This window comes from Bacteroides sp. OF03-11BH (assembly GCF_003604005.1).
Classification (GTDB): Bacteria; Bacteroidota; Bacteroidia; order Bacteroidales; family Bacteroidaceae; genus Bacteroides; species Bacteroides ovatus.
Genome location: NZ_QTMW01000001.1, coordinates 27,746 through 41,389 on the forward strand (window position 1 = coordinate 27,746; position 13,644 = coordinate 41,389).

The following is a 13,644-nucleotide window of genomic DNA, read 5'->3' on the forward strand; positions in this document are numbered from 1 at the left end:
GCAAAGATAGGGGAGTTGGGATAAAAGAAGGATAGCCATTTTTCCTGTTGTGTTTACAATTCTTCCTTCTATGGATGTTTTCTAATCAAATTCTAATCTGATATGAGAGGCTTATAATGACTTTTTCCCGTCTCTCCGGCTACAGAATTGTAATTTTGCCGCGACAACTACAATAAGGTCATAAAGATAAATATAGTAATGAACAGAGTATTTCTAATTTCTTTTTTTCTTCTGCTGACAGGAGGAATATGCGCGCAACAGGCTACCACAGGAACATTAACGCTGAAAGAGGCGGAACAACGTTTTCTGGAACGTAATTTATCACTGATAGCCGAACGGTATAACATTGATATGGCACAGGCACAAGTGCTGCAAGCCAAATTATTTGAGAATCCGGTAATCTCGTTAGAACAGAATGTTTATAACCGCCTGAACGGAAAGTATTTTGATTTTGGTAAGGAGGGCGAAATGGTTGTGGGAATTGAACAGGTAATTCGTCTTGCCGGACAACGGAATAAGCAGGTGAAACTGGAGAAAATCAACAAGGAAATAGCAGAATATCAGTTTGAAGAGGTGATGAGGACACTTCGTCAGGAGCTGAATGAGAAGTTTGTACAAATCTATTTTCTCTCGAAATCCATATCCATTTATGAGAAGGAAGTGAATTCTCTGCAAGAGTTACTTGCCGGAATGAAACTGCAACAGGAGAAAGGAAATATTTCATTGATGGAAATGTCCCGTCTGGAATCTATGCTGTTCTCTTTGAAAAAAGAGAAGAACGAACGGGAAAACGAGTTGTTGACCCTTAGAGGAGAACTTAATGTCTTGTTAAATCTTCCGGGAGACACGATGGTTGAGTTGTCACTGGATGAAGAGGTGTTGAAGCAATTGGATTTGTCTCAACTATCGTTCGCCGACTTGAAAGCGATGGTGAATGAACGGCCGGATCTCAAGATTGCCCGGAGTACGGTCAGTGCTTCCCGTGCAAATCTGAAATTGCAGAAATCAATGGCATTTCCGGAATTTTCGGTGAATGGTAGTTATGACCGTGCCGGAAACTTTATCAATAACTATTTTGCAATAGGAGTGAGCTTGTCAGTACCTATTTTCAACCGCAACCAGGGAAATGTGAAAGCTGCCCGTTTTAGTATCCAGCAGGCAGGAGCGGAACAGGAAAATGCGGCTAACCGTGCGGATATGGAGCTTTATACCGCTTATGCTTCACTGGATAAAGCAGTTCAGCTTTATCAATCTACCAATATGGAACTGGAACGTAACTTTGAAAAATTGATTGCGGGAGTGAATGAAAACTTTAAGAAACGAAATATCAGTTTATTGGAGTTTATCGATTACTATGACAGCTATAAAGAAACTTGTATTCAGTTGCATGAAATAAAGAAAGATGTTTTCCTGGCGATGGAAAACCTGAATACAACTATCGGACAAACTATATTGAACTACTAATATTCATAAATTATCAAAGACTATGAACTGGAATAAATTCCTTCCTTGCATATTGCTTACTACCGTATTGGGAGCATGCTCCGGTAAAGGAGAACAAACGAATGTTGAACCGGCTGCCTTATGCCTGACAGATAGCTTGTTGAGAATTGTATCTGTCGATACGGTTCACGTTCAAGAGGTGATTGACGAACTGACATTGAACGGGCGGGTCACTTTTAATGAGAATCAGGTGGCACATGTATATCCGATGTTTGGAGGTACGGTAACAGAATTGAAGGCTGAAATAGGAGACTTTGTTCGTAAGGGAGATGTATTGGCAGTCATCCGCAGTGGAGAAGTGGCAGATTATGAAAAGCAATTGAAAGAGGCGGAACAACAATTATTGCTGGCACGCAGAAATATGGATGCTACGCAGGATATGTATGCTTCCGGCATGGCTTCGGATAAAGATGTACTTCAGGCGAAGCAGGAGTTGACAAGTGCCGAAGCCGAAGAAAGAAGAATAAAGGATGTTTTCTCTATTTATAATTTCTCCGGAAATGCTTATTATCAGCTGAAATCTCCTGTTTCGGGGTTTATTGTGGAGAAACAAATCAGCAGGGATATGCAGTTGCGTCCGGATCAGAGTGAAGAGCTGTTCACGATTTCGGGGTTGTCAGACGTATGGGTGATGGCGGATGTGTATGAAAGCGATATCAGTAAGGTTTCCGAAGATGCCTCCGTACGCATTTCTACGTTGGCTTATCCGGATAAGATGTTTGTCGGTACGATTGATAAGGTGTATCATTTGTTGAATAGTGAAAGTAAAACGATGAATGTCCGCATCAAATTGAAGAATGAAGAATATTTGTTGAAACCGGGGATGTTTACGAATGTAAGTGTGAAATGTAAAGCGGATGGAACTTCTATGCCTCGTATCGATGCTCATGCACTGGTATTTGAAGGAGGAAAGAATTATGTGGTCGTGGTGGAGCCGGATCAGCGTTTGCAGGTGAAAGAGGTGGATGTGTACAAGCAGTTGAGCAAGGAGTGCTATATCCGTTCCGGACTTTCCGAGGGAGACAGAGTGCTGAATAATAATGTATTGTTGGTATATAATGCGTTGAATGCAGATTAAAAACAGAAAATAGTATGCACAAATTCATAGATAATATAGTGGCTTTCTCGCTGAAGAATAAATTCTTTATTTTCTTCTGTACAGCGATTGCCGTTATAGCCGGAGCTGTTTCCTTTAAACATACTCCGATAGATGCTTTCCCGGATGTGACGAATACGAAAGTGACGATTATCACGCAATGGCCGGGACGTAGTGCCGAAGAGGTAGAGAAGTTTATCACCATTCCTGTTGAGATTGCGATGAATCCCGTTCAGAAGAAAACGGATATTCGTTCCACCACTCTTTTCGGGCTTTCTGTCATCAATGTAATGTTTGAAGATCGTGTCGATGATTTCACAGCACGTCAACAGGTATATAATTTATTGAATGATGCCGACCTTCCGGACGGGGTAACTCCGGAAGTACAACCTCTGTATGGACCGACGGGAGAAATATTCCGTTATACGCTTCGTAGTGACAAGCGCAGTGTGCGGGAACTGAAAACGATTCAGGATTGGGTGATCGAACGTAATCTCCGTTCGGTATCCGGCGTAGCGGATATTGTGAGCTTCGGCGGGGAGGTGAAGACGTTTGAGGTAAGTGTGAATCCTCACCAGTTGATTAATTATGGCATTACCTCTTTGGAACTGTATGATGCGATAGCTAAAAGTAATATCAATGTAGGAGGAGATGTTATCACTAAAAGTTCGCAAGCTTATGTGGTTCGTGGAATCGGTTTGATTAACGATCTGGATGAATTGAGAAATATCGTAGTGAAAAACATCAATGGCACTCCGATTCTGGTGAAGAATCTTGCCGATGTACACGAATCCTGTTTGCCTCGTTTGGGACAAGTGGGCCGAATGGATGAAAATGATGTTGTACAGGGGATTGTAGTCATGCGGAAAGGAGAGAATCCGGGTGAGGTGATTGCCAACCTGAAAGATAAAATAGAGGACTTGAATCAGAATGTACTTCCGAAAGATGTGAAGATAGTGGCATTCTATGACCGGGAGGACTTGGTGAATCTGGCGGTAAAGACTGTGACGCATAATCTGATTGAAGGAATATTATTGGTTACGTTTATTGTATTGATCTTTATGGCAGATTGGCGGACTACCGTGATTGTTGCTGTCGTTATCCCATTAGCCCTTTTGTTCGCATTTATCTGTTTACGGGTGATGGGAATGTCCGCCAATCTGCTTTCTATGGGAGCCATAGACTTCGGTATTATTATTGATGGGGCCGTGGTGATGGTGGAAGGAGTGTTTGTGGCTTTGGACAAGAAAGCGAGGGAAGTGGGGATGCCTGCTTTTAATGTGATGTCTAAAATGGGCTTGATCCGTAACACGGCAAAAGACAAGGCGAAAGCGGTTTTCTTCTCCAAATTGATTATCATCACTGCATTGATTCCTATCTTCTCTTTCCAGAAGGTAGAAGGAAAGATGTTCTCTCCTTTGGCATACACGCTGGGCTTTGCATTGTTGGGAGCTTTGATCTTTACATTGACATTGGTTCCGGTGATGTCTTCCATGTTACTGAAAAAGAATGTTCGTGAGAAAAATAACCGTTTTGTCCATTTTATCAATGCGAAGTGTTCGGCTCTTTTTGATTTATTCTATGCGCACAGAAAACTGACCATCGGAATGGCAACCGTAATAGCGGGTGTCGGATTATGGCTTTTTTCTTTCCTGGGTACGGAGTTCCTTCCGCAGTTGAATGAGGGATCTATCTATATTCGTGCTACCTTGCCACAAAGCATTTCGCTTGATGAATCGGTGACTCTTGCCAATAAAATGAGAAAGAAACTATTAACGTTTCCGGAAGTGCGGCAAGTGCTGTCGCAAACCGGACGACCGAATGACGGTACAGATGCTACCGGATTCTATAATATCGAGTTCCACGTTGATATTTATCCCGAAAAGGAATGGGAGAGTAAGTTGACAAAACTGGAACTGATTGATAAGATGCAGGAGGATTTATCCATTTATCCCGGCATTGACTTCAATTTCTCACAACCGATTACTGATAATGTGGAGGAAGCAGCTTCCGGTGTGAAAGGATCTATTGCGGTGAAAGTGTTTGGTAAAGACTTGTATGAGTCGGAGAAATATGCGGTTCAGATAGATAAGATCCTTAGTACGGTTCAGGGAATTGAAGACTTGGGTGTGATTCGGAACATCGGTCAGCCGGAGCTTCGTATAGAGTTGAATGAACGCCAGTTGGCGCGTTATGGAGTTGCTAAGGAAGATGTGCAATCAATTATCGAAATGGCTATTGGCGGAAAATCGGCTTCACTGTTGTATGAGGATGAGCGGAAGTTTAATATCATGGTAAGATACAGCGAACAATTCCGTCAGAATGAAGAGGAGATAGGTAAGATATTGGTTCCGGCGATGGATGGAACGATGGTACCTATCAAAGAATTGGCAGATATAACGACGATTACGGGACCGTTATTGATATTCCGTGATAATCACGCTCGTTTCTGTGCAGTGAAATTCTCGGTGAGAGGTCGTGATATGGGTACGGCAGTTGCCGAGGCGCAGAAAAAGGTGAATGCTTCCGTACATCTGCCGGCAGGCTATTCGCTGAAATGGACGGGCGATTTTGAGAACCAGCAACGTGCCACAAAACGTCTGGCACAGGTTGTCCCTATCAGTATTGCTATCATTTTTATCATCTTGTTTATTCTATTCTCTAATGCGCGGGATGCGGGACTGGTATTGCTGAATGTACCGTTCGCTGCCGTGGGTGGTATTGTGGCTCTTCTGATAACGCAGTTCAACTTCTCCATTTCTGCCGGTATCGGTTTTATTGCCTTGTTTGGTATTTGTATTCAGAACGGGGTGATTATGATTTCCGATATAAAGGCGAATCTAAAACTCGGCTCGCCTTTGGAGAAAGCCACTAAGGAAGGAGTGCGCTCGCGTATCCGCCCTGTGATTATGACAGCGGCAATGGCAGCTATCGGTTTGATGCCCGCTGCCATGAGTCATGGAATTGGTTCGGAATCACAGCGTCCGTTGGCGATTGTCATTATCGGTGGATTGATAGGAGCGACTTTCTTTGCTTTGTTTGTCTTTCCTCTTATTGTGGAAGTGGTATATGAACGAATGTTATATGATAAAAATGGAAAGTTATTGCAAAGACGTATTTAGTTCATTTCTATTCTGTGGAAAAAACGTTCATAGATTAAATTTGTAGTTTTCAGTAGGTAGAGAGAGAGAAAGGGATAAAAGAAGGGTGATTAAAAAATCACCCGTACTTTTGTTCCTTTTTCTATTTCTGAAGATATATCCAGCTTTGCATGATAAGCAGAAATGATTTTCAGGGTCAGGCTAAGTCCGATGCCTTGTCCGGCATAGTCCCGGGTATTACTGCCCCGATAGAAAGATTGGAATATATGTTCTATTTCTTCTTGCGGAATACCGATTCCCCGGTCTTCTATATCAAGAATGACTTGTTGTTGCTCCCGGTAGAGAGTCACATTTACTTCTTTATCAGAATATTTGCAGGCGTTATCTATTATATTTTTTAATGCTATCTTCAACAGATATGGATTGGCTTTTACAGTCATCTGCGGGTCTGTCTCTTCCAAATGAAGATGGATTCTCTCATCGGAAGCTGTCAACTCTTTTAATATATCGGCCAGAATAATCTCTTCAATATTGTTTTTCAGGAGTTCTTCTTCTTGTCGTGAAAGAAAAAGAAGATGCCGGATCAGACTGGATAACCGTTTGCTTTCTGAAGAAATTCGTTGAAGGGATTCAATGTATTCTCCCGTGCTTCTTTCTTTCAGCAGACTGATTTCACATTCTCCCTGAATGGCAGTAATCGGATTGTTCAACTCATGTGAAGCATGACTGACAAAGGACTTTTCTGCCTTGAATGCACTGTCCAAACGGTCGAGCATACTATTTAATGTCTTTATCATGTCCTCCAGTTCGTCATTATTGCCAGTAGTCTTTAATCGGCGGTTCAGACTGTTGGCACGTATTCTTTTCAATTCCTTTAGTATGTGTTGCAGGGGAACCAGAATACGGCCGGAATATATTTTTCCGATAAAAAAGATCAGGACGGAACTGGCTAAGATGAGAAATATGGAAAGCAACAATAAGTGTTCCTTGATTTCTGTTCCGTAGGCATTCCGGGACATGACGAGTACGATAAAGTTGCCTTCATTATCCGGATAATAAAGGGCGGCTCCCAGTTGATCCTTATATTTGAAGGAGAAAGGGATGCTGTCCTGTCCTGCCAGCAGAAGAGCCTGCTGGTGTTGCGTGAGGTATTTATTCAGTGTATCACGTACTTCGGAAAGACTGTCCATATTTAAAAGAATCTCATGGGCTTCAGGCAGGAGTTCGTCATATTTGCGCTGGATAATCTGGTAGCTCTGTTCGTCTACTTCATCTTTTTCCCAATGCTTCTGTGCGGTCAGGTAGGCTTTTTCACGCAGGTAAGAAGCATAGAGCTTATTGATGTACTGCGTACTGAAAATATAAAATACAGCAATGATAATGACAGTAGTCAACACACTGATTAACGTATAGAAAAGAGCTATTTTGGAACCTATTTTCATAGCCGGGATTAGTGTTGGTGAGTTTAAGTATTCATGATATATCCTAATCCTACGACTGTATGGATCAGCTTTTTATCAAAGTCACGATCAATCTTTACCCGGAGATAGTTTACGTAAACATCTACGATATTGGTATTGGTATCAAAATTCTTGTCCCATACATCTTTGAGCAGAGTGATACGTGAGAGGGCAACCCCTTGATGAGTCATGAAATATTCGAGCAGGCGGTATTCTTTAACAGTAAGGTCGATGTCTATGTCACCCCTTTTGGCTTTTCGGGTATTGCAGTCCAATACCAGGTTATCGCAAGTCAATAGATTGGAAGGGACTTCTTTGTTGCGTCTCAACAGGGCTTTGATGCGTGCTTCCAGTTCCTGGAAACTAAAAGGTTTGACGAGATAATCATCTGCTCCCGCATCCAGTCCTTTGACGATGTCTTCGGTTGTTCCTAAAGCTGTCAGCATGATTACCGGGATTTGATACCCGAACATTTGGCGATAAAGGCGGCAAAGCTCCAAACCATTTATTTTAGGCATGATAATGTCCAGTATTAAAAGGTCGAAAGGTTCGTCCTGAAGGATTTTCCAACCCGTATCCCCGTCATGGCAGACGGTTACCGAATGCCCGAATTCTTTTAATCCCCGTTCGATGAAAGAGGCGATATTAATTTCATCTTCAACCAATAGTATCTTTGCCATAATTCAGATTGTTTATGTGCAAAGATACTTTTTTCCTGGCATCCGGAGAAAGAAATCCGCCCTACATTTAAGTGTTTCTCCTTTTTGAGTTGTACTATATACAAACAATAGATATGCTATGAAAATAAATTATGTCATTGGAGCTTTTCTGTGTGTGCTGGGATGTTACGGGTGTAGCAGTCCGAAAACGGAAGTGAAATCGCCGGACGGTCATATCAAAATGGCTTTAACAGTAGATGACAACGGTAAACCGTTGTATAACATTTTAGTAGATGACTCATTGTTGATTGAAAATTCGACATTGGGATTTACGGAGAAAAACGGTATCAACCTGGGCGGAGGATTTCAGATAAAAAACACGACTTTCGACAGTAAAGATGAAACATGGACGCAACCATGGGGTGAAAATAAAACCAATAGGAATCATTATAATGAGATGGCGGTAAATTTGGTCAATAAAGATCAGGTGGAGTTAACTCTCCGTTTCCGTGTGTTTGATGATGGGGTAGGGTTCCGTTATGAATATAATGTGCCCGCAGCGGATTCCCTATTGATTACGGATGAACTGACAACTTTCCGTTTTCGCCAAGACGGTACATCATGGTCTATTCCTGCCAGTGCCGAAACTTATGAATTGCTTTATGCGCAACGTCCCATTTCCGAGGTGGAGACAGCCAATACTCCTTTCACCTTTAAAACTGCCGATGGCGTCTACGGAAGTATTCATGAAGCGGCATTGTACGATTTCTCGGAAATGACTTTGAAGCAGGCAGGAAACTATACGTTGAAAGCTGAACTTGCTCCATGGCCTGATGGTGTGAAAGTGCGTAAAGGTAATCATTTCACTACTTCCTGGCGTACTATTCAGATTGTTCCGGATGCCGTTAGTCTGATTAATTCGGCTATGATTTTAAATCTGAATGAACCAAGTAAAATAGAAACGACCGATTGGATTCGTCCGATGAAATATGTAGGTGTATGGTGGGGGATGCATCTCGGCGTAGAAACCTGGAAGATGGATGAACGTCATGGAGCCACTACTGTCAATGCCAAGAAATACATTGATTTTGCCGCTACCAATCAGATTGAAGGCGTTTTGTTTGAAGGTTGGAATGAAGGCTGGGAAAGCTGGGGTGGTATGCAAAACTTTGACTTTACGAAACCGTATGCTGACTTTGACATTGATGAAGTGGTTCGTTATGCAAAGGAAAAAGGAGTTGAAGTTATCGGCCATCACGAGACCGGAGGGAATATTCCCAACTATGAGCGCCAGATGGATCATGCTATGCAATGGTACACAGACCACGGTATCCATGTCCTTAAGACAGGATATGCGGGAGCTTTCCCGAATGGTTATCTTCATCACAGCCAATATGGGGTCAACCACTATCAGAAAGTGGTGGAAACAGCTGCCCGTCACAAAATGACGCTGGATGCGCACGAACCTATTAAAGATACCGGTATCCGTCGTACATGGCCTAATATGATGACACGTGAAGGAGTGAGAGGGATGGAATGGAATGCATGGAGCGAAGGAAATCCTCCGTCTCATCATGTCATGTTGCCGTTCACCCGTATGCTGTCCGGTCCGCTGGATTATACACCGGGTACGTTTGATATTTTGTTTCTGAACACCAAAGATTCTCCCCGTCGCCAGAAATGGAACGATCAGGATAAAGGAAACAGCCGTGTGAATACAACATTGGCGAAACAGCTTGCTAACTGGGTGATTTTGTATTCTCCCTTGCAGATGGCATCTGATATGATTGAAAATTATGAAGGCCATCCGGCTTTCCAGTTCTTCCGCGATTTCGATCCGGATTGTGACGAATCGAAAGCATTGGCAGGAGAACCGGGGGAATTTGTAGCCATCGTGCGTAAAGCAAAAGGCAACTATTTCTTGGGAGCGGCAACGAACGAGAAACCCCGTACACTGGAAATAAAACTGGATTTCCTGGAACCGGGCAAACAGTATAAAGCTGTCATCTATGCGGATGGAGAGAATGCGGATTGGAAATCAAATCCTACGGATTACCGGATAACGGAACAAACGGTTACTTCTGAAAATACGTTGAACATACGAATGGCTGCCGGAGGCGGACAGGCTATTTCATTTATGGCACTTTAAAAAGATCGATTGATTATAAAGTTAGACTGTTAATAATGGAAATAGGATTCGTTTTTAGGTAGGAAGATAGAAAAATAGGTAGTATAAATAAAGTTAGTTAGAGGTTAGAAAAAACGGTGGACAGTGTTGAGGCTGTTCACCGTTTTTATTATTAAGCATGTTCTCATTATCAGTTTATATAATCCGTGCCTAATACTATGAGAATTATTGCAAGGATACTCATTGTGTTATCCGGGATAATTATCCCTTTGCTTCCTGATACATAAAGCGCTTGATTGACTTTTTCGCAGTCTTTTCAAATTCTTCAAAATGGATTTTAATCTTGCTTATTTGAGAATAGTTAGGAAGCTGTTGATTCAATTCGATACGGTTTTGCTCCATTACTTTCTGAATATCCGTCTGCTGCAATCCATGAGCGAAAGCATCGTCGAAATCCGGGTAGATCAGGGCTACCAGTTTTTCGTGCTGTAAGACGATCAGTGACTCCGAAACATACGGCATGTTGTTCAGCTTGCTTTCAATTTCTTCGGGATAGATATTCTGTCCGCTAGAGGTGAGAAGCAGGTTCTTACTACGTCCGCGGACTGTCACATAACCCTCTTCATCCAACGTACCGAGGTCACCGGTATGCAGCCAACCGTTAGCATCAATAATTTGCGCCGTAGCTTCCGGATTTTTATAATATCCCAGCATCATATTCATTCCTCTGCATACGATTTCTCCGGCATGTGTTTTCGGGTCCGGTGAGTCAATACGGACTTCCATTCGGCTGGTTGCCTTTCCGCAGGAAGCAAGTTTCAGTGTTTCCCAACGGCTGGAACAAATAATCGGACCACATTCCGTCATACCGTAAGCGATGGTGTAGGGGAACCCTATCTTTTTAAGGAAAGCCTCTACTTCCGCATTGAAAGGAGCACCTCCGATAATAATCTCGTCAAAGTTTCCACCGAAGATTTCCATGGCAGCCTGTCGTGCCAGCGATTTGATTTTATCGTTCACAATAGGCACTTTCAGCAATAACTTGCCGATTTTGCTGTCTACTTTAGGAAGAATATCTTTCTTGATAATCTTTTCCACAATCAACGGTACACAAGAAATCACTTTGGGTTTGATTTCGGAGAAAGATTGGGAAATGATTTTTGGAGACGGCATACGCGTCAGGAAATAGATGTGTGCACCTGCAGAGAATCCGTAAAGGAAATCATATACCATACCGAACACGTGTCCCATAGGCAACATGGAAACGATATGATCTCCCGGTTTAACGGGAAGCATTTCGAAGCAATAAGCCACGTTTGACCAAAGACTGCGATAGGGGAGCATCACTCCTTTAGAGTAACCCGTGGTACCGGAAGTATAGTTGATGATAGCCAGTTCTTCCGGACGATCTTTCCGGTAACAAATATGTTCCGGTCGAAAGTTCTTGGGATACTGTTGACCGTAAATAGCGTTCCGGTGTTCAAAAGCGTAAGTGAGTTTTTCGTTCCGGGACACTAATGCCGAGAAATCAGCCAGCGAAGCGATGCCCTCTAACAAAGGCATGGCATCTTCATTCAGGTTCTCCCATGCCTGGTCGCCGACGAAAAGTAATTTGGCTTCGGAATGGTTGACGATATTATGAATATTATCTGCCTTGAATTCATGCAAAATGGGAACAATAACAGCTCCGTAAGTGATAGTCGCCAGGAAAGTAACTGCCCAGTGAGCACTGTTACGTCCGCAAACGGCTATTTTATCTCCCGGCTGGATGCCGGCACTCTCCAAGACGATGTGAAATTTAGCGATTTTACGCGCTACATCCTTATATTGGAGGGTAATTCCTTTATAGTCAGTTAAGGCATCTTTGTCCCAGTTTTTGATGATGCTTTGCTCAATATAATCAATGAACTGATGTTCTTGTTCCATTCGATTTTTGCACATTTAGTTTAAAACTGCGCAAAATTAATACTTCGTAGATGTAAACCGAATTTTAAATTCAAGTTTTACGGTTAATTAACGGAGGGGGAGCGAACAATTTTATCAGCCGGATAAAGGTCATTCGTGTTTCTTCCTTAGAACTAGTTCATTGGCCTATATAAAACATTTCGTCTCCACGCATGAAGATGAAACGAATGTCTTGCCAAGGCAAGAGGTTCCATGCGTGGAGACGAATCAGTTATAGTGTACTGAATAACTCTTTTCAGATGTTATTCTGAATCAGTATCTTCTTCTTTGGATTTTTCGGAAATAAGTAATAGTTTATCTCCTTCGTGCAGTTTCAGTGTTCCGTTGGGAATCAGGAACTCATCTCCGCGCTTCACGATCATTACCAGCGTGCCTTTCGGAAGATTCATATCTTTCAATGTGTCTGCTTCTTCCAGCATACTTTTGGTGATAGTCATGTCACTAAGATCAGAGTCTATTTCTTCCGGAAGTTCCACTCCGAAGTCGTTACCGGTTTTTTCCAGCGGTTTGGAAAGATTCAAAATCCGGGCGACGAAAGAAATGGTTGTTCCCTGTACGACCAATGAGACAATGGTAATAAAGAATACAATGTTGAAAATGAGGTTCGAACCTTCTACGCCCGCCACTACCGGATAGGTAGCAAAGATGATAGGAACTGCACCGCGTAATCCTACCCAAGATACGAAAATACGTGATTTCATCGTGATTTTCCGGAATGGAAGCAGACAAAGGAACACGCTTAACGGGCGCCCGATAATAATCATGAAAACACCAATCAACAATGCCACGGCAGCTACTTCGAGCATTTCGTGCGGGTTGACAAGCAATCCCAGGCAAAGGAACATGATGATTTGCGACAACCAGGTCAGTCCGTCCATAAAGGTGTAGATATCCTTACGGTGCATGATTTTATTGTTTCCCACCATGATACCGGCGATATATACGGCAAGGTATCCGTTACCTTTCAGTAAGTCGGTGATGGAGAAAGTGAAAAACACAAATGCCAGTAATAAGATGGGATACAAGGCTTGATTATCAATATTGAGCTTATTTAACATCCGGATAGCTAGCTTTCCAAGTACATATCCGGCAGCCGCGCCGACGATAAACTGGATGACGAAAGAGCCTACGATAGCTCCGACTCCCATACCTGACGATTGAATAAACTGTATCAGGACAATGGTAAGCATATAGGCCATCGGGTCATTACTTCCGCTCTCCAGTTCCAGCATGGGACGAAGGTTGTGTTTCAAGTTCATCTTCTGTGAACGGAGAATGGCGAACACCGAAGCCGAATCCGTAGATGACATGGTGGAGGCCAAAAGCAGGGAAGTAGTGATAGGTAAATAAATATTTGACCAGCTCATACCTGATATCCACCAGATAAAGAGTCCGGTGAAAAGAGCTGTAAGTAGTACTCCGACAGTGGAAAGCACGATACCGGGACCTAGAATAGGTTTGATTTCTCTGAATTTCGTATCCATACCTCCCGAGAAAAGGATAATACTAAGGGCCACCATACCGATAAATTGGGCGTCTTTCGCGTCGTGGAACTGCAGGCCGAGGCCGTCACTTCCAAACAACATTCCTACTACGAGGAACAATAATAAGGTAGGTACTCCAAAGCGGTATCCGGTTTTTCCAACAACGATGCTGACGAAAAGTAAGATAGAACCGATAAGTAGGGTGTTTTCTGCTGTAAATATCATAGGCAATATATTATAAAGTTATA

Annotated in this window: 8 protein-coding genes; 4 read left to right on the forward strand and 4 right to left on the reverse strand. The window is 42.7% G+C overall.

Annotated features, from left to right (window positions below):
* Positions 1-198: 198 nt before the first annotated feature.
* From DXA54_RS00135 to DXA54_RS00145, 3 genes are read left to right on the forward strand one after another with little or no spacing between them, the layout of a single operon-like run.
* A complete protein-coding gene (locus DXA54_RS00135) occupies positions 199-1,464 on the forward strand; it encodes a TolC family protein (protein WP_120078804.1) in 1,266 nt (421 codons plus the stop codon).
* A gap of 22 nt (positions 1,465-1,486) precedes the next feature.
* Positions 1,487-2,581, forward strand: a complete 1,095-nt coding sequence (locus DXA54_RS00140; RefSeq protein ID WP_004310041.1) for an efflux RND transporter periplasmic adaptor subunit — start codon at positions 1,487-1,489, stop codon at positions 2,579-2,581.
* 14 nt (positions 2,582-2,595) lie between these two features.
* Positions 2,596-5,721, forward strand: coding sequence for an efflux RND transporter permease subunit (locus DXA54_RS00145; RefSeq protein ID WP_004310040.1), 3,126 nt, complete (start codon positions 2,596-2,598; stop codon positions 5,719-5,721).
* An 89-nt stretch (positions 5,722-5,810) separates the two neighbouring features.
* Here DXA54_RS00145 and DXA54_RS00150 read toward each other — a convergent pair whose 3' ends face one another.
* Positions 5,811-7,142, reverse strand: a complete 1,332-nt coding sequence (locus tag DXA54_RS00150) for a sensor histidine kinase (protein WP_008777336.1) — start codon at positions 7,140-7,142, stop codon at positions 5,811-5,813.
* Positions 7,143-7,165: 23 nt separating this feature from the next.
* Positions 7,166-7,840: a response regulator transcription factor gene (locus tag DXA54_RS00155; RefSeq protein ID WP_004303523.1), complete on the reverse strand. Its 675-nt coding sequence runs from the start codon at positions 7,838-7,840 to the stop codon at positions 7,166-7,168.
* Positions 7,841-7,958: 118 nt separating this feature from the next.
* Between DXA54_RS00155 and DXA54_RS00160 the strand changes: the two genes are divergently transcribed.
* A complete protein-coding gene (locus tag DXA54_RS00160; RefSeq protein ID WP_004308808.1) occupies positions 7,959-9,968 on the forward strand; it encodes a glycoside hydrolase family 97 protein in 2,010 nt (669 codons plus the stop codon).
* A gap of 240 nt (positions 9,969-10,208) precedes the next feature.
* Here DXA54_RS00160 and DXA54_RS00165 read toward each other — a convergent pair whose 3' ends face one another.
* Positions 10,209-11,873: a long-chain fatty acid--CoA ligase gene (locus DXA54_RS00165; RefSeq protein WP_004295728.1), complete on the reverse strand. Its 1,665-nt coding sequence runs from the start codon at positions 11,871-11,873 to the stop codon at positions 10,209-10,211.
* 281 nt (positions 11,874-12,154) lie between these two features.
* Positions 12,155-13,621, reverse strand: a complete 1,467-nt coding sequence (locus tag DXA54_RS00170) for a potassium/proton antiporter (protein ID WP_004295729.1) — start codon at positions 13,619-13,621, stop codon at positions 12,155-12,157.
* Between the last annotated feature and the right edge of the window lie 23 nt (positions 13,622-13,644).